This window comes from Dactylosporangium sp. NPDC005572, assembly GCF_040605515.1.
In the GTDB taxonomy this organism is placed as follows: Bacteria; Actinomycetota; Actinomycetes; order Mycobacteriales; family Micromonosporaceae; genus Dactylosporangium.
Genome location: NZ_JBEXCY010000097.1, coordinates 947 through 17,709 on the forward strand (window position 1 = coordinate 947; position 16,763 = coordinate 17,709).

The 16,763-nt window shown below is 74.1% G+C and carries 15 protein-coding genes and 1 pseudogene; 10 read left to right on the forward strand and 6 right to left on the reverse strand.

Annotated features, from left to right (window positions below):
* A pseudogene (locus ABZS66_RS35015) lies at positions 1-1,042 on the reverse strand (hypothetical protein); the annotation flags it as partial.
* Positions 1,043-1,081: 39 nt separating this feature from the next.
* Positions 1,082-2,053, reverse strand: a complete 972-nt coding sequence (locus tag ABZS66_RS35020; RefSeq protein ID WP_354765326.1) for a helix-turn-helix domain-containing protein — start codon at positions 2,051-2,053, stop codon at positions 1,082-1,084.
* Between the two features lie 70 nt (positions 2,054-2,123).
* On the opposite strand from ABZS66_RS35020, the gene ABZS66_RS35025 reads away from it, so the two are divergent.
* Positions 2,124-2,852 (forward strand): MBL fold metallo-hydrolase, encoded by a 729-nt coding sequence (locus tag ABZS66_RS35025; RefSeq protein WP_354765328.1) that lies wholly within the window; start codon positions 2,124-2,126, stop codon positions 2,850-2,852.
* Positions 2,853-2,867: 15 nt separating this feature from the next.
* Here ABZS66_RS35025 and ABZS66_RS35030 read toward each other — a convergent pair whose 3' ends face one another.
* Positions 2,868-4,445, reverse strand: coding sequence for a M28 family peptidase (locus ABZS66_RS35030; protein ID WP_354765330.1), 1,578 nt, complete (start codon positions 4,443-4,445; stop codon positions 2,868-2,870).
* Between the two features lie 89 nt (positions 4,446-4,534).
* Here ABZS66_RS35030 and ABZS66_RS35035 point away from each other — a divergent pair, with 89 nt between their 5' ends.
* Genes ABZS66_RS35035 through ABZS66_RS35050 form a run of 4 tightly spaced genes read left to right on the forward strand, consistent with a single transcriptional unit; the run spans position 4,535 to position 7,337 of the window.
* Positions 4,535-5,005 carry a GNAT family N-acetyltransferase gene (locus ABZS66_RS35035; protein ID WP_354765332.1) on the forward strand — a complete coding sequence of 157 codons (471 nt, stop codon included), beginning with the start codon at positions 4,535-4,537 and terminating at the stop codon, positions 5,003-5,005.
* Positions 5,006-5,015: 10 nt separating this feature from the next.
* A complete protein-coding gene (locus tag ABZS66_RS35040; protein WP_354765334.1) occupies positions 5,016-5,807 on the forward strand; it encodes a class I SAM-dependent methyltransferase in 792 nt (263 codons plus the stop codon).
* Positions 5,808-5,838: 31 nt separating this feature from the next.
* Positions 5,839-6,360 (forward strand): sigma-70 family RNA polymerase sigma factor, encoded by a 522-nt coding sequence (locus ABZS66_RS35045; protein ID WP_354765336.1) that lies wholly within the window; start codon positions 5,839-5,841, stop codon positions 6,358-6,360.
* The gene (locus ABZS66_RS35050) at positions 6,357-7,337 is read left to right on the forward strand and encodes a hypothetical protein (protein ID WP_354765338.1); all 981 of its coding nucleotides are present in this window, start codon (positions 6,357-6,359) and stop codon (positions 7,335-7,337) included. The genes ABZS66_RS35045 and ABZS66_RS35050 overlap by 4 nt, the downstream gene beginning before the upstream one ends.
* Before the next feature lie 3 nt (positions 7,338-7,340).
* Here ABZS66_RS35050 and ABZS66_RS35055 read toward each other — a convergent pair whose 3' ends face one another.
* The gene (locus tag ABZS66_RS35055; protein WP_354765340.1) at positions 7,341-7,985 is read right to left on the reverse strand and encodes a hypothetical protein; all 645 of its coding nucleotides are present in this window, start codon (positions 7,983-7,985) and stop codon (positions 7,341-7,343) included.
* 9 nt (positions 7,986-7,994) lie between these two features.
* The gene (locus ABZS66_RS35060) at positions 7,995-10,658 is read right to left on the reverse strand and encodes an AAA domain-containing protein (RefSeq protein WP_354765342.1); all 2,664 of its coding nucleotides are present in this window, start codon (positions 10,656-10,658) and stop codon (positions 7,995-7,997) included.
* Positions 10,659-11,435: 777 nt separating this feature from the next.
* On the opposite strand from ABZS66_RS35060, the gene ABZS66_RS35065 reads away from it, so the two are divergent.
* From ABZS66_RS35065 to ABZS66_RS35085, 5 genes are read left to right on the forward strand one after another with little or no spacing between them, the layout of a single operon-like run.
* The gene (locus tag ABZS66_RS35065) at positions 11,436-12,653 is read left to right on the forward strand and encodes an ABC transporter substrate-binding protein (protein WP_354765344.1); all 1,218 of its coding nucleotides are present in this window, start codon (positions 11,436-11,438) and stop codon (positions 12,651-12,653) included.
* A gap of 12 nt (positions 12,654-12,665) precedes the next feature.
* Positions 12,666-13,541 (forward strand): branched-chain amino acid ABC transporter permease, encoded by an 876-nt coding sequence (locus tag ABZS66_RS35070; protein WP_354765346.1) that lies wholly within the window; start codon positions 12,666-12,668, stop codon positions 13,539-13,541.
* The gene (locus ABZS66_RS35075; protein WP_354765348.1) at positions 13,538-14,488 is read left to right on the forward strand and encodes a branched-chain amino acid ABC transporter permease; all 951 of its coding nucleotides are present in this window, start codon (positions 13,538-13,540) and stop codon (positions 14,486-14,488) included. The genes ABZS66_RS35070 and ABZS66_RS35075 overlap by 4 nt, the downstream gene beginning before the upstream one ends.
* Positions 14,481-15,284, forward strand: coding sequence for an ATP-binding cassette domain-containing protein (locus ABZS66_RS35080; RefSeq protein WP_354765350.1), 804 nt, complete (start codon positions 14,481-14,483; stop codon positions 15,282-15,284). Before ABZS66_RS35075 ends, ABZS66_RS35080 begins: the two co-directional genes overlap by 8 nt.
* Positions 15,274-15,990: an ATP-binding cassette domain-containing protein gene (locus ABZS66_RS35085; protein ID WP_354765352.1), complete on the forward strand. Its 717-nt coding sequence runs from the start codon at positions 15,274-15,276 to the stop codon at positions 15,988-15,990. The genes ABZS66_RS35080 and ABZS66_RS35085 overlap by 11 nt, the downstream gene beginning before the upstream one ends.
* Here the strand turns inward: ABZS66_RS35085 and ABZS66_RS35090 are convergent.
* Positions 15,971-16,762: a hypothetical protein gene (locus ABZS66_RS35090; protein WP_354765354.1), complete on the reverse strand. Its 792-nt coding sequence runs from the start codon at positions 16,760-16,762 to the stop codon at positions 15,971-15,973. The genes ABZS66_RS35085 and ABZS66_RS35090 overlap by 20 nt on opposite strands.
* Position 16,763: the final 1 nt, after the last annotated feature.

Consider the following 16,763-nt stretch of genomic DNA (forward strand, 5'->3'; position numbering starts at 1 on the left):
GCTGGGAGCTCGCGGGCTGGGAGCTCGCGGGCTGGGAGCTCGCGGGCTGGGAGCTCGCGGGCTGGGAGCTCGGCGGCCAGAACGTGGGCTGGCCGGTGGACGGCTGCGGGCTGCCGTACGACGCGGCCGGCGGCGCGCTCGACGGCTGGGCCGCGCCGTAGGAGGCGGCCGGCGGCGCGCTCGATGGCTGAGGCCCGCCGTACGGAGGCGCGGTGGACGGTGGCGGGCTGCCGTACGGCGCGCTCGACGGCTGCGGCGCGCCGTAGGAGGCAGCCGGGGGAGCGCTTGACGGCTGAGGCACGCCGTATGGGGGTGCGCTCGACGGCTGCGGGCTGCCATACGGCGCGGTCGGCGGCTGGGCCGCGCCGTACGCGGCCGCCGGGGGAGCGCTCGACGGCTGCGGGACGCCGTACGGAGGTGCGCTCGACGGCTGAGCGGCGCCGTACGCGGCGGGCTGCGCCGAGGGCGGCGGGGCCGCGCCGTAGGCCCCGGGCTGGGCCGACGGTGGCTGGGTCGCGCCGTACGCCGGGGGCTGGCCGGGCTGGGCCGACGGTGGCTGCGCGGCGCCGTACGGGGAAGGGGGCTGGGCGCCGAACGACTGAGCCGGGGCCGCGAACGGCGGCTGGGGCTGGCCGTAACCGCCCGCCTGCGGGAACGCGGCCGGCTGGGCGAACGGTGCGGGCTGTGGCGCGTCGGCCCCGCGGCGGCGGAAGACGAACGACAGGGCCAGCAGCAGCGCGCCCAGGGTGATCAGGACGGCGTCGACGATGCCGTACGTGTTGGAGACCCTGGTGAAGTCGTCGGGCTGCAGCTCGTCGATGTTGTCGATCATCGACTGGATGTGCAGGATCTGGGTCACGACCAGGATCTGGTCCGCGGCGACCAGCACGAAGCCGGCGGCGGCCAGCAGCGCGGCCGGCGGGCCCAGGCGGCGGAGCACGATCAGCGCGATCACCGCGCCGGCGAGGGCGAACAGCACGACCGGCACGTGCATGCCGACCTGCATGCCGGTGGACAGTGGTTCTACCGCTTCGTCGGTCATCGGCCGACCCTCCCCCAGGTACCCGACAGACGCCCCACCCTACCGTGGGGGTACGACAGGACCGCGGAAGGTGGCGCGGTACGACTGCGGCGGCACCCCGACCAACCGGCGGAAGTGCGGGCGCAGCGCCACGCCGTCGGTGAAGCCGCAGGCGCGGGCCACCGCGTCGACGTCGAGGGCGGCGCTCACCAGCAGCTCCTGGGCGCGCAGCACCCGCTGGGTGAGCAGCCACTGCAGGGGCGAGGTGCCGGTCGCCGAGCGGAAGCGGCGGTCGAACGTGCGGCGCGCGAGGTGGACCGCCGCGGCCAGTGCGTCCACGTCCAGGCGCGGGTCGTCGAGGTGGTCCAGGGCGTGGCGCATCGCGGCCGCGACCGGGTCGGCGCCGCCCGGCCGCGCCGGCACCGGGCGCTCGACGAACTGGGCCTGGCCGCCGGCCCGCTGCGGGGCCACGACCAGCGCGCGGGCCGCCGTGTTCGCCGCGTCGGGGCCGTGGTCGCGGCGCAGCAGGTGCAGGCAGGCGTCGAGGCCGGCGGCGCTGCCGGCGCTGGTGACGACCGTGCCCTCGTCGACGTAGAGCACGTCCTCGACGGCGTCGATCCCGGGGTACCGGCGGATGAGCTCCGGCAGGTGGCGCCAGTGGGTGGTCGCCCGGCGCCCGTCGAGGAGGCCGGCCTCGGCGAGCACGAACGCGCCGAGGCACAGCCCCACGACCGTGGCGCCCTCGGCATGGGCGCGGCGCAGCGTGTCGAGCACGACCGGAGCCGGCGGGTCGCCGCCCGGCGGGCGCCAGCCGGGGACGATGACCACGCCGGCGGAGTCGAGGGCGGCGACCGGGTCGGGCGGGGTGAGCGCGATGCCGGCCGTGGTGCGCAGCGGGCCGGGCCGCTCGCCGGCGGCGCGGACGGTGAACCGGCCGGGCTCCACGCTGAAGACGCGCGGCGCCACCGCGACCTCCAGCATCGGGGCGCCGTCGCCGACGAGGACGCCGATCGTGGTACGACTCCGGCCCATGGCTTGAACGTATCGCACGATGGCGTTCAAGCCACTGCCCGGACCTGATCAACCGTCGCAGACTTGGCCCATGACCTTCGAGCTGCGCCGCTTCGGCGGTCCCACTCTGCGGTTCACCCTGGGCGGCCTGGCGTTCCTGACCGACCCCACGTTCGACGGCCCGGGCGACTACGACCTCGGCAGCCGCGTGCTGACCAAGACCGCCGCGGCCACCGGGTCGCCCGCCGACGCGGCCCCGGTCGACGTGGTCCTGCTGTCCCACGACCAGCACCCCGACAACCTCGACACCGCAGGCCGGGCCTTTTCGGCCACGGTACCGCTGGTGCTGTCCACCCCGGCCGCCGCCGACCGGCTCGGGCCGCCGGTGCGGGGACTGGAGCCGTGGACGAGCGTCGAGCTCCCCGGCGGCGACGGCGGGCTGCGGGTGACCGCCGTCCCGGCCCAGCACGGCCCGGACGGCACCGAGCACCTGACCGGCCCGGTGACCGGCTTCGTGCTGGCCGGCGCGGGCCTGCCGACGGTGTACGTGAGCGGCGACAACGCCTCCCTCGACGTGGTCCGGCAGGTCGCGGCCCGCTTCCCGGCAGTGGACGTCGCGGTGCTGCACGGCGGCCGGGCCCGCACGGCGCTGCTCGGCGACGCGAACCTCACCCTCGACGCCGCCGGCCTGGTCGAGGCCGCCGGCCTGCTCGGCGCGACGACCGTGGTGCCGGTGCACGTCGAGGGCTGGGCCCACTTCACCGAGACCCCGGCGGACGTCGAGGCCGCCTTCGCGGGGACGTCGTTCGAGGTCCGGTGAAGCGGGCCCGCCCGGTCAGCCGCTGAGCGCGTCACCGGCCTTTCGCAAGGCGGTGGCGGTGCGCGGCGGGATGCTGGACGTGTCGAACGCGTACGTGATCACCGCGGTGGCGATCGCGTCCGCGTTCGTGTCCAGGGCGAACGTGTTGACGTTGCCGATCAGCGGGTACTGCGCGCGCAACTGCTTGTACAGCGCCGCGTCGCCGCCCTTGCCCTCGACGCGGAACAGGTCGTCGCACGGGTCGTGGTAGCAGGGGTCGTAGGCGGCGCCGGCGACCCCGCCGTACCGGGCGACGTCGTCGGCGGTCTTGACGCCCTCCGCGCCGGTGAACAGGCCGCCGGCTGGGATGCCGACGCCGATGAACGGCCCGTAGTCGGAGCGGCCGGTGAAGTCGGCCGGGCTGGTCGCCTGGCGCCGGCCGGCGAAGAACGCCTCGAACAGCTGCTCGATCTGCGCCGATCCGGCCGGGCCGGGGCCGGCGCCGGACGCGGCCGAGTCGTCGCCGTCGTAGACGCCGAACATGTAGTTGGGCGAGGCGACCATGTCGAAGTTGAGGTACAGGGTGATCGCGGCCTGCTGCTCGGGCGTGAGGCTGCCGACGTAGAAGGTGGAGCCGACGAGGCTCGCCTCCTCGGCGCCCCACCAGGCGAACCGCAGCTTGTTCTTCGGCTTGGCCTTCGCCGCCTGGAGGGCGACCTCGAGCAGTGCGGCGCTGCCGCTGCCGTTGTCGTTGATCCCGTTGCCCTCCGGTACCGAGTCCAGGTGCGCGCCGGCCATGACCACGTGGTCGGCCCGGCCGCCCTTCGACTCGGCGACGACGTTCTCGGTGGTGCGGATCTCGGCGACCGTCTCGGCCGTCAGGCGCACGGTGAGGCCGGCCGCGGCGGCGAACGCCTCGCCCGTGGCGTACGAGACCCCGATGGCCGGGATGCCGACCGGCGTGCCGAGCGTGCCGAGCAGCAGGTCGTAACGGTCGGGGTTGGCGACCGGGTCGCCGTTGCCCTGGTTCATGATGATCGCGCCGACGGCGCCGGCCGCCTCCGCGTTGGCGGCCTTGGTGCCGAACGGGCACCCGCCGCGCTGCATGAGCGCGACCTTGCCCACGACGGCGGCGGTGAAGTCGGCCGCCTCGCAGCCCGACGTGACCGTCGTGCGGGGGGCGGCGAGGTTGAGGTCGACCGGCACGACCGCGGCGGTGACGTCGCCGGAGCCGGAGCAGGTCATGAGGTCGTAGTCGGTGCCCTCGGCGTACGTCGCGGGCACCGGCGCGGTCTGGGCGAACGACGAGGACGTCTCGTCGCAGAAGTTGAACTCGAACGGCTGGCGGGTGACCTGGTAGCCGGCGTGCTTGAGCAGCGTCGCCACGTAGTCGGCGCTGCGCTGGTGGCCGGGCTGCCCGGAGGCCCGGTTGCCGCCGTTGAGGTCGCCGATGAGCTGCAACGCGAGGAGGTGGCGCAGGACCCCGGGCAGGGTCACGGCCTTGGTCAGCTGCTTTGGGGTCATGCTGCCGGGCGCGGCGTTCGCCGGTGCCGCCAGGACGGCCGAGGCCACCAGGACGGCGGCGGTGGCCGCGCCGAGGAGTCTGCGGTACAAGTCGTGCTCCCCTCTGTGGTCGGACGGGATTGCTGGCACTCTAGGCCGAACAGGAAGATCGACGGAAGTCGTTCTGCAAGGATGGTCGGGTGAGTGAGCGGGAGCGGGACGGCTACGTCCTGAGCAGCGATCCGGCCGTCGTCGACCTGGACACCGTGCACCGGTGGCTGTCCGGGGACTCCTACTGGGCGGCCGGGCGGGCCCGGGACGTGGTGGCGCGGTCGATCGCCGGGTCGCTGCCCTACAGCGTCCGCCGCGACGACGCGCAGGTCGGCTTCGCCCGCGCGGTCACCGACCACGCCACGTTCGCCTGGATCTGCGACGTGTACGTCGACCCGGCGCACCGCGGCCGGGGCCTGGGCGGCTGGCTGGTCGACGCGATCGTCGCGGACCTCTCGGCGCAGGGCCTGCAGCGGTTCCTGCTCGCCACCCGCGACGCGCACGAGGTGTACCGCCGGTCCGGCTTCGAGCCGGTCGCCGGCCCGCAGCGGTTCATGGAGATCGACCGCCGCCCGACCCGGGCCGCGATCATCGCGCACCTGGAGGCCGGCTCCCGATAGGCTGCCCGGCATGGCGGGCAGGCCGGACCTCGGGCCGGTGCAGGAGACCATGCTCATCACGCTGCACGCGCGGGCGCTCACCGGCGACCCCGACGCGGCCCGGCTGGTCGGCGAGCTCGACTACGACTTCGGCGCGTTCGCCGCGCACGGCCGGCTCACCACCGTGTTCCACGTCCTGCGCTCCACCGTGTTCGACCGGTGGACGGCCGCGTTCCTCGCCGAGCATCCACAGGGGACGGTCGTCGAGCTCGGCGCCGGGCTGAGCACCCGCGACCGGCGGCTCGACAACGGCACCGCCCGCTGGGTGTTCGTCGACCTGCCGGACGCCGCCGCGCTGCGTGCCCGGCTGCTGCCCGACGGGGAGCGCCGGCACACCGTCACCGGCTCAGTCACCGGCGACGCGTGGGCCGGCGTGGTCGATGCCTTGCCTGGGCCGTTCCTGTTCCTCGCCGAGGGCGTCCTCGTCTACCTGCAGCCCGGCGAGGCGCGGCAGGCCGTCACGGTGGTCGGCGAGCGGTTCCCGGGCGCCCGGCTGGCCCTGGACACGTACGGGACGTGGGTCGTGCGCCGCCGCGGCGGGCGCAGCGGGCCGCTCGGCGCCACCGCCGCCGCGCTGCGCTGGGCCTGCGACGACCCGCGGGAGCTGGAGACCTGGGGCGCCGGGCTGCGGCTCGCCGAGACGACCCGGCTCACCGCCGTGCGCGGCACCGGCCTGCCCGCCGCCACCCGGGCCGCGCTGCGGGTGCTCGACGCCGCCGTGCCGCGCCGGATGACGAACACGTCCGTGAGCCTCTACCTGTAACCATCCCGCCCGGCGCGACACAAGGACGGGTATGAGCGACGTCGACGAACGCGGCGCCGAGTGGTTCCGGGGCGTCTACGCCCGGCACTACCCGGACGTCGTGCGCTACGGGGTGCGGCGCACCGATGCCCTGGCCGCCGCCGAGGAGCTGGCCCAGGAGGTGTTCCTGGTGGCCTGGCGGCGGCGGTGGGAGGTCCCCGACCGGACCCTGCCCTGGCTGTACGGGGTGGCTCGCCGGCTGCTGGCGAACCGCCGCCGGGGGATGGGGCCGCCGACGGTACCGCTGCCGGACACCGCGGGCGCGGACCCGCACGAGCCGGTGGCCGCGCTGCTCGACGTGCGGGCCGCGCTCGGCCGGCTCTCCGACGACGACCAGGAGATCCTGCGGCTCGTCGCCTGGGAGCAGCTCACCGCCGGGGAGGCCGCGGTCGTCCTCGGCTGCGGGGCGACCGCCGCGAAGGTCCGGCTGCACCGGGCCCGGCGGCGGCTCGCCGCGCTGCTGGCCGACCGGCCGGAGCCGGTATCGCTGCGGGTGGCAGGAGGGACACGATGAGCGACGCCATGGAGCTGCTGCGCCGGGCCGACCCGGCGGCCGGGGTGCCGGTCGGTCCGGGCGATGCCGACGAGGTACTGCGGCGGGCCGCGCACGACGTCACGACGTACGAGGTCGACCCGCTGCGGCCCGCGCGCCGCCGGGCCGTGCTGCTGGCCGCCGCCGGGGCGGCGACGGTGCTGGTCGCCGCCGGGGTCGGGGTGGCCGCGCTGCGCGGCTCCGACGCGGCTCCGGTGACTCCGCAGGCCCCGTCCACCGGCCCGTCCACCGGCCCGTCGACTGGCGACTGCCTGAGCGACCTGGCCGGGCGCATCGAGCCGGCGCCCTACGACGGGCGGGGCGGCCGGTTCGAGTACATCCGGATCGACGCGGGTGGCGGCTGGACGGTCGACACGGGCAAGGGCGGCTTCGCGCGGGCGACCTGGCGGGCCGACGTGCGGCATTGGTTCGCCGACGACGGCTCGGGCGTGATCGACACCACGCTGGGCCCGGTCACGTATGCCGATCGGGCGTCCGAGGAGTACTTCGCCGCCCGCCCGGCGATGCTGAACCGGGAACCGCGGACGACGTTCCGGCCGGGCGAGTTCGTTCGCCGGCCGCTGCCGGCGGCCGATCCGGCGGCGATGGGAGAGCTGCTGTCCGATGGGTGGGAGAACGGTCCGTCCCAGGCGCTCGTCAACGTCACCAACCTCAACCGGCACCAGCTCATCGACACCGCGCACCGGGCCGCGGTGCTGCGGTTCCTCGCCCGACTCGACGGGGTGGCCTGCGCCGGCGAGGAGACCACGCCCGAGGGCCGCACCGGGATCCGGGTCACCGCCCCCCGGGGCCGGGGACCGCACCCGTCCCCCGGTGATCAGGGCGCCGAGGCGCTGCTGTTCGACACCCGCACCGGCGAGCTGCTGGCGGGCAACGGCAACGGCGTCACCTGGGACACCCGGTTCGTCGAGCGCGGCTACACCGACACCGCCGGCTGAGCCTCAGGACCTGATCGACATGACCGCGCTCGCGGCCTGGCCCTCGCCGAAGTGCCAGGCCGCGAGCACCTCGTGGCCCGGCAGGTCGGCGGCCGGGCGCAGGTCGCCGCTCGGGTCGGTGCCGGCGAACCAGGCGCCGTCGGAGCGGGCCCAGTGCGGCGTCAGGCACAGCGTCATCAGGTGCTCGCGCAGCGCGGCGTCGCCGACCCCGGACAGGGCCTCGGCCCAGCGCGGCTCGACCACGGCCCGGCGGGGCAGCGGGACGAGGCCCTCGGGGGCGCTCATCGTCCAGGTCGCGGCCTTCATCGCGTCGAGCAGGGTCCCGTCGGTGACGACCCGGTGGACGACCGGCAGGTACCCGGCCGCGGCGAGCTCGGCCGGGTCGGCGTCGGCGCCGAGCACCGGGCCGCCGTCGAGCCGGAACAGGCTGCGGGCGTGGTCGAAGCGCCACCGCTCCAGCGACAGCAGCGCGTCGCCGCCGTCGGCCTCGGCGGCCGGCGCGGGCGGGACCGGGCCGAAGTCGGCCTCCTCGGGGTCGAACTCGTCGGAGGACATGTCGTCCCAGTGGTACAGGGCGTACGTCGCCGCCGGGTCGAACGTGTCGAGGGGCCGGCCGAGCAGGACGCCGAACGCATCGGTGAGGTTCACGCCGGCACCCTACCGGCGCAGCTGCGCCGACAGGTCGAGCGCCGCGCGGACCGGGTCGCCGCCCCAGCGGCTCGGGAACGCGTCGTGCAGCGCCCAGCCGGCCCGCAGCAGGGCGCGCTGGCGCTCGATGTGCGCGGCGTTGCCGTCGGGGTGCGGGCCGCAGATCAGCCCGGTCCCGTCGGCGACGACGTCGATCGTCCAGGCGCCGACCGCGTACCCGGTGCGCACGTCGTGCCCGGCCGCCGCGAGCTCGGTGGCCATGCGCCGCACAAACGGTACAACTGCCGCATCCGGATCGTCGTGGGAGCCGCGGGGGCCCTCCGCGTGGGCCAGGTAGTCCGCGACCAGGCCGGTGCCCCCGGTCAGTGACGTGACCACGACGAGCCGCTCCCGGGCGCGGGTGACCATGACGTTGAACAGGTTGGGCTCGGCGGCGAAGCGCTGCCGGGCGGGGGAGTCGCCGTCGACGAGGCCGAGCGACACGATGACCGTGGCGGCCTCGCTGCCCTGGAACGCGTGGACCGTGCCGGTACGCAGCCCGAGCCGCTCGATCTCCTCCACCGGCAGCGCCTTGAGCAGGGCCGCCTCGATCGCGTCGGCCTGCGCGCGGAACGGCGTGACGACCCCGATGCCCGTCCGGTCGGCCAGCTGCGCGATCGCGGCCAGGATCGCCTCGACCTCGCGGTGGTTGACGCCGTCCGTGACCTCCGCGTCCGGCACGTGCACGACGTCGATGGCGTCGAGGCGCTCGGTGCGCGGGTGGCGGGTCATGAGGTGCAGCCGGCCCTGGTAGAACCGGCGGGCGGAGAAGTCGATGAGGTGCGGCGCGCAGCGGTAGTGCTCGTCGAGCCAGGTGGCGGGGGAGGCGCCGACCGCCACGTCGTACGCGCTGGAGCGGCGCACGTCGACCCGCTCGCTGAGGCCGTGCCGCGCCAGGGTCGCGGCCACGTCCACGTCGGCGACGAAGCTGACGAACCGCAGCTGGCTGGGGTCGCCGGCGACGAGGGCGCGGCGGGCGCGGGCCAGCACCGGGGCGGCCCGCAGCTGGTCGATGTGCGCGGCCTCGTCGAGGATGACCAGGTCGAACAGGCCGGGCGTGGGTGGGAGCAGGTCCTCGACGTCGGTGACGGTGCCGATCCACAGCGGCAGCGCCTCGACGAGGGCCGGGCCGTCGAGGGCGGCGAGGGCCTCCCGGCGGCCGTTGCGGCCCGTGCGGAGTGCGGCCGCGAGGGCGGCGGTACTGCGGCGGGCGTCGCCGCCCCAGCGCCTGCCGCTGGTGGCGCTGTGGCGCATGGCGGTGCCGACGGCGTCGGCCAGCCTGCGGTCGGCCTCGTCGAGGGCGTCCCAGGCCGCTTCGAGATCGGTGCCGCCGTTGACGGCCAGGGTGGCGGCCGCCCGGTCGGCCTTTCGCGCTTCGAGGAGCCGGGGGAGCCGGTCTTCGTCGACGCCGGTGAGGCGCCGGAGCCGCCACTTGCGGGCGAATCGGATTTTTCGAATTTTGTCAGGATTAAAGTCTTTGGCGAAGACCTTCGGGGCCTCGGCGCGGAGCCCGGCCAGCAGGGGCTCCCAGGTGCGCATCGTGGCGGCGGCCCGCTCCAGGTCGAGGGCGGCGCCGATGCCGGCGGCGATCGCGTCGACGGCCTGCCGGGCGGTCTCGACGGCGGCCTCGTCGGCGCGCAGCTGCTGGCCGGTGACGCCGGTCGGCAGGCCGGCGGTGAGCGTGGCCAGGATCCGGCCGCGGTGCTCGGTGTTGCCGAACAGGACCGGCTCCGGCCCGGGGTACCGCGCGAGGAGCTCGCCGAGCACCTCGGCCGCGTGCGCCGACTGGGTGGCCACGAGCACCGACCCGCCCCGGTGGACGGTGTCGAGCGCGGCCGCCACGACGGCGTGGCTCTTGCCGTTGCCGGGCGGCCCGGAGACGACCACGACCGGCTCGTGCCGGGTGCGGCGGACGACCTCGCGCTGGGCCCGGTTGAGCGGCAGCGGCGACACGACCGCCTCGTCGTGCTCGCCCGCCGCGGTGCCGGCACCGTAGACGGCCGCGAGCGCGGTCCGCTCCAGCCCGGCCCGGGCCGACCAGGCGCGCAGCGTGTCCCGCAGCCCGGCGGACGACACGTCCCGGGCCACGTACAGCGCGGCGACCGCCTGCCCCACCAGCTCGTCCGTGGGCAGGGTGGCCAGGGGCACGCTGTGGTCGGCGAGCCGGTCGGGCTTGAACCCGGCGGCCTCGGCGGCGGTGGCGACCCATGCCGTGGTGCCGATGCTGCCGAGCCACGCCGCCGTCCCGAGCCCGGGTGCCGCTTCGAGGGTTCGGGCGCGCTCACGGTCGGTGAGCAGTGGGGTGAGCTCGAGGTCGCCGGCGGGGACGATCTTGTACCCTCGGCCGGAGCGCTCCAGCCGGACCGGCTCGGCCACGAGGGGCACCCGCAGCTTCTTCACGGCCCCGTCGACGTCGGCGACGCCGAGCAGCCAGGCCCACCCCCGCCGCAGGATCCGCTCGTCGCGGTGCAGCACGTCGAGCGCCGCGAGCCGGTCGGCGGCCCGGTTGCGCGGGGCGCGGTCCGGGTCGCGGAGGAAGAGGATCGGCTGGTCGCCCTTGGCGACGTCGAGCGTCCGCTCCCGCCCCGCGGGCGCGAGGTCGGCGAGCGCGGCCAGCACCCTGCTCGGTTCCATAGACGCCCGATTCTGTCACCGCCCCGCGAGCCCCCGCCGCCCGCCGGTCCGCGGCACCGGTCTACGGCGGTTTGGTGGTTGCCCCTGGCGTCCGGATTGCGACGGTCGACTGCGTTTCCCCCGGTCGAGCGCCATCGGCCGGGCGTCCGCCGGACCGTGGCGCTGGTGCGTGGAGTTGATCGTGGAAGTTTGTGGTTGCCCTGGCGACCGGAAGTTCCACGATCAACTGCGCTCCCCTCGGTCGAGCGCCTTCGGCCGTGTCGTCGCCTGTGCGCGCCGCGAGCGCCCGCTGCCCGCTCGCCTGCCAGCCGCACCTACTGCCCGCTCGCCTGGCGGCTGTGTCGCTCGGTTGCTGATGCATCAGAATTGATACATCAAGTCTGATGCATCGCGCTTGATGTATCAAAAGCGATGCATCAAAGGTGATGTATCAGAAGTGATGTATCAGGAGTGATGCGTCGTGCGGTGCGGTGGGGGTGGTGGTTGCCGTGGTGGGTGCCAGGTGGGGGAGGGGATCTTGGATGTTCCGGTGACCCGTGACCGGCCGTCTGGTCCCGATCATGGAGGAAAGCCCCGTGACCTCGGGAATCGGAGCCAACTGGGAGCGTGACTTTGACGGTTCTGTTACGTGCGGGCACCTCAAGTGTCCTTGACACGCCCGGCGGCCGTAGCCAAGATGTAAAAACCAAGCGCTTGTTAGGTTTTGAACATCCCGGCGGCTCGGCCGCGATCTCCCTGAAGGCTTACGTTTCGTAACATTCCGTGACAGGGGTACACATGGGCGTTTTATCGACGAGTCGCATCGTCGGCTGCCTTGCACTGGCCGCGCTCGCGATCAGCGCATGTGGCAACAAGGCGGACGACGAGAAGCCGACCAACGGCTCGGCAACCGGCGCACCGATCATCATCGGGCTCGACGAGGACAGCACCGGCTCCGGTGCCTCCTACTCCACCATCGCCGGCAAGACGATCCGCCTCGCCGTGCAGGACATCAACGACAAGGGCGGCGTCATGGGCCGGCCCCTCCAGCTCGTCGTCGAGAACGACGAGTCCGACCCGACCAAGGTTCCCGCCGTCCTGCAGAAGCTCGCCGGCCAGGGCGCCAAGGTCCTGCTGCTGCAGAGCGGGTCGGCGGCGATCCTGCAGGCCAAGGCCACGCTGACGCAGCTCGGGCTGCCCGCCATCGCGCCCACCGGCGTGACCGCGACCCTCGTGGCACCGCCCGACCACGAACTGATCTACATGCTCGCGAACACGACCACCGACTGGGCCGAGGTGTACTGCGGGGCTTTCAAGGCCGCCAACATCACCAAGCTCGGCGTCCTCACCGACGACACCACCACGATCGCCGCGCTGGACAAGGCCCTGTTCGCCGCCATGAACTGCGTGCAGATCGTCGCCACCGAGAAGGGCGCGGCCAACGCCAGCGACCTGTCCGCGCAGGTCGCCCGCCTCAAGAACGCCAAGCCCGACGCGGTGCTGGTGACGAGCGTCGGCGGCGCGTTCGAGGTCCTGGCGCAGAACACGCTCGGCGCGCAGATGGCCGGCACCAAGCGGTTCTCGCTCGCCTCCATCGGCAACCAGCCGTCCAGCTGGAAGCTCGCCTCCCCGGGCGCGCTCGAAGGCCTGATCTTCATGGGCTCGATCAACTCCGAGAACCCGCGCACGCAGGAACTGGTCAAGCTGCTGCAGGCCAAGAACGGCAAGGACTACGACATCACCGCCTACGACGCGCAGGCGTGGGACGCGGTCCACCTGCTCAAGCAGGCCATCGAGAAGGCCGGCGGGCCCGACGACCCGAAGAAGCTCAACGAGGCCATCCAGAGCATCAAGGGCTACCCTGCGACGTTCGGCCAGTCGAACTTCACGCTCAGCTTCAGCGCCGACAAGCACCTCGGCGCGGACGGGCCCTGCGGCCTGTCGCTCGTCGAGTTCGGCAAGGACAACAAGCCGAAGGGCCCCTGGGCCACCTACCAGCCGCCCTGCAAGAAGTAGGAGTACCGAGAGATGGGCCAGTTGCAGCTGTGGTTGTCCGCACTCGAGATGGGGTGTTTCTTCGGCCTGCTCGCGCTGGCCTATTACCTGGTCCTCGTCGGCGCCGGCTTCTTCAACTTCGCGATCGGCCCGTACGCCATGGTCGGCGGCCTGTGCACGTCATACCTCGTGCTCTACGAGGAGATGAACGTCTGGGCCGCCGCCGCGGTGGCGATCGCCGCGTCGGCCGGCCTGGCCGTGGTCACGGAGCTGGCGGTGGTCCGGCCGGTCCAGCGCCGCTCCGGCGGCGGTGAGCTACCGGCGCTCGTCGCGGTCGCGGCCGTCCTGTTCACCATCCAGCAGCTCGGCGGGTACCTCTTCGGCTACACCACCCTGCCGGGCCAGAACCTGCTCACGTTCGACCCGGTGCCGGTCGGCGACATCGTCGTCCAGCCGGCCACGGTCCTGCTCCTCTGCTTCACCGTCGTCGCGTTCGCCGGGCTGGCAGCCTGGATCCGGTTCACCCGGACCGGCCGCCTCCTGCGGGCCGTCGGCGACAGCACCCACGCCGCCGGGCTGCTCGGCCTGCCGGTCAACCGGGTGCGGCTGATCGCATTCATCGTGTCGGGCCTGCTGGCCGGGATCACCGGCCTGCTGTTCGCGCCGAAGGCCGGGGTGAGCTCGCTGTCGGGGCTCAGCTGGGCGCTGTCGGGCTTCCTGGCGATGGTCGTCGGCGGTACCGGGTCCGTCTGGGCCCCGCTCGTCGGCGGGCTGCTGCTCGGGGCGGTCGAGGTGTTCGTGCCGTACTACTTCGGCGGCCAGTCCCACGTCTACGGGCTGCTCTTCGTGGCCCTGATCTTCTTCGCCTTCAAGCCGAGCGGTCTCTTCGTCAGGAGGGTCAGGGCATGAACCGGATACGGGGCTCGCTGGGCCTCCTGCTCGGCGTCGCCGGTGGTGCGCTGCTGCTGACCTGGGTCGGCACGGACGGGTACAAGCAGACCCTGATCACCACCACCGCGACCTACGCGCTCATCGCGCTCGGCATGTACGTGCCGTACCTGATGGCCGGGTCGCTGTCGATGGCCTACGGCGCGTACGCCGGCATCGGCGGCTACGCCGTCGGGCTCATCTCGGCCAAGACCGGGCTGCCGCTCGTCGCCGCCTGGATCGTCGGGCCGATCGTCGCCGCCGTCGTGGCCGTGCTGCTCGGCCTGGCCACCCGGCGGCTGTCCGGGTTCTTCCTGGCCGCGGTCACGCTGCTGTTCGGCATGGCGTTCACGGCGCTGCTCGTCGACGCCGAGTCGCTGTCCGGCGGCTCCGGCGGCCTCGGCTCGCTGCGCAAGCTCAACCTCTTCGGCTGGCAGCCGTCGCACTACCAGGTCGTCGTCGGCTCGGTCGTCGTCGTGTGCGTCATCGCGTTCCTGCTCGACCGGCTGCGCATGTCGCCGTGGGGCGTCATCGTGCGGACCATGCGCGACGCGCCCCGCGCCGTCGAGGCGGCCGGGGTGCGGGTGCCGGTGATGAACCTCGTCGCACTCGCCGTCGGCGCGGCCATCGCGGCCGTCGGCGGCGGGCTGTTCACCTACTCGGCGGGCAGCGTCACCCCCGACACCTTCACGCTCAACCTGGTCTTCCTGGCCATCTTCATGCCGCTCATCGGCGGCTCGGCCACGCCGTGGGGCGCGGTGCTCGGCGCCGTGATCGCCGTGCAGCTCACGCTGAACTTCCCGGCGGTCGAAACCAGTGGCACGCTGATCCTCGCGCTCGGCGTGCTGGTCATCCTGCTGGTCGCGCCGCAGGGCGTGATCGGTTACGCGAGCAGGCTCGTGCGACTCGTTGGAGGACGGCGTGGCTGAGACACTGCTGGTCGGATCGGGGCTCACCAAGCGGTACGGCGGGGTCACCGCGCTGGAGGACGTCTCGTTCACCCTGGAGGCCGGCGAGATCCTCGGCCTCGTCGGGCCGAACGGCGCCGGCAAGACCACCCTGGTCGACCTCATCTCCGGGGCCCAGCCGGCCACGGAGGGCAGCCTGACCCTGCGCGGCCAGCGCCTCGCCGGGCCGGCCGCCAAGCGGGCCAAAGCCGGCCTGGCCCGCACGTTCCAGTACCCGCAGCTGGCCCTGGAGCTCACCGTCGCCGAGAACCTGCTGCTCGGCCGGATCGCCCGGCGGCACGGCACGATCTGGCAGATGGTCTCCGGCGCGTTCCGCGGGGCGCTTCGCCCGTACACCGCCGCCGACGGCGCGGCGGTCGAGCGGCTCGCCGGCGAGCTCGGCATCGACCGGCTCGACCGGCCGGCGGGCGACCTGTCCCTCGGCGAGCAGCGCCTCGTCGAGGTCGGCCGGGCACTCGGGCAGGACCCGCTCGTCCTGCTGCTCGACGAGCCGTTCGCCGGGTCCGACGCCGCTGGCGTGGCCGGCATCTCCGAGGTGGTCCGCACCGTCCAGCGGCGCGGCCACGCGGTCATCCTGGTCGACCACAACGTCGACCTGGTGGCGGGGCTCGTCGACCGGATCCTGCTGCTGGACCGCGGCCGGGCGGTGTTCGACGGCAACCCGCGGGAGTGCCTCGACAGCCCGCAGATGCAGCAGGTGTACTTCGGGGTCGCCGAGACGGACGAAGATGTGGAGGACGTCGAGCATGTCTCATGAGCTGCGCCTCGAGGGCCTGCGCGTGCGCTACGGCCACGCCAGCGCCGTCACCGGCCTCGACCTCGTCGCCCCCGGCGGCGTCGTGACGGCCCTGGTCGGCCCGAACGGCGCCGGCAAGAGCAGCGCGCTGCTCGCGGCCTACGGCTCGGTGCCGTCGACCGGCCGGGTCCTGCTCGACGGCGAGGACGTCAGCCGCCTCAAGCCGGCCGCCCGGGCCAGGGCCGGGATCGCCGTGGTACCACAGGGAAGGCAGCTCTTCCCCAAGCTCAACGTGGCCGACAACCTGCAGGTCATGGCCGAGCTGATGCGCCTGCCGCGCTCGGCGGTCGACACCGCGATCGACCGCTTCCCGATTCTGCGCACGCGCCTGAAGAGCCTGGTGGGCGTGCTGTCCGGCGGCGAGCAGCAGATGCTCGTCGTCTCCCGCGCCCTCATGGGCTCACCGCGGGTGCTGCTGCTGGACGAGATGATGACCGGCCTGGCCCCGCTCGTGGTCCAGGAGCTGCTGCGCACCGTCACCGGCCTGGCCAAGGAGGGCGTCGCGGTGCTGATGGCCGAGCCGGCCCTCGGCGCCGTGCGCGGCGCGGTCAGCCGCGGCTACGTGCTGGTCCGCGGCGAGGTGGTGGCCCAGACCGAGGACGGCGGCCGCGCGCTCGACGACCTCTACCAGGGCCGGATGGGCGTGCTCAGGACCGCGGCCCACTGACCGCGGCGACCAGCCGCTGGTACCCGGCGGGCGTGCCGATCGCGGCCCGCTCCGCCGGGTCGGCCAGGTAGTAGCCGACCGCGTCGGCGAGGAACCGGCCGTCCACCGCCGACAGGTTGGTCGCCAGCAACGCCACGCTCCGGCGGCGCACCACCAGGCCGCGCCGGCGGACCAGGTCCGGCCGGTCGAGGCCGACGAGCATGGGAATCCAGTTCGTCCCGCGCAGCGGGCCGCCGGCGACCGCCTCCCACGGCACGAACGTCTCGCCGAGCGCGCTGATGCTGCGCACCCCGCCCGGATGCAGTTCGATCCGGCCGCCGCCGCGGACGACCGAGGCGACGCACGCCGCCACCCAGCCGCAGCACAGGACACACATCGCCAGCGACATGAGCGCGACCGGGTTGATGCCGCCCGCGACGCGTACGGGAATGCTGAGCATCAGGAAGCCCAGCGCAGCCGCGCCGCCGGCGGCGGCCACCCCGTGGGCCGCAGGGGCGACGAACGCTCCGCCGGCGTTCTCCAGCCGGGCCGGTCGCCGCCAGCCGAGGCTGAGCCACAGGTAGATCGGGGTGGCGGCGAACATGATGGCGAACGGGGCGACGGTCATCGCGATCACGCCGAGGCTCACGAGCAGCGGGACGGGGCCGGTGGACGTCAGGATCCAGTCGCGGCGGCCGGGGTCGGAGCGCAGCGCGACTGCTCCGGCGTACAGCAGCAGGAACCCGGCCACGTAACCGATCGCGATGAGGGTGGTACGGCGCGTCGATGTCACG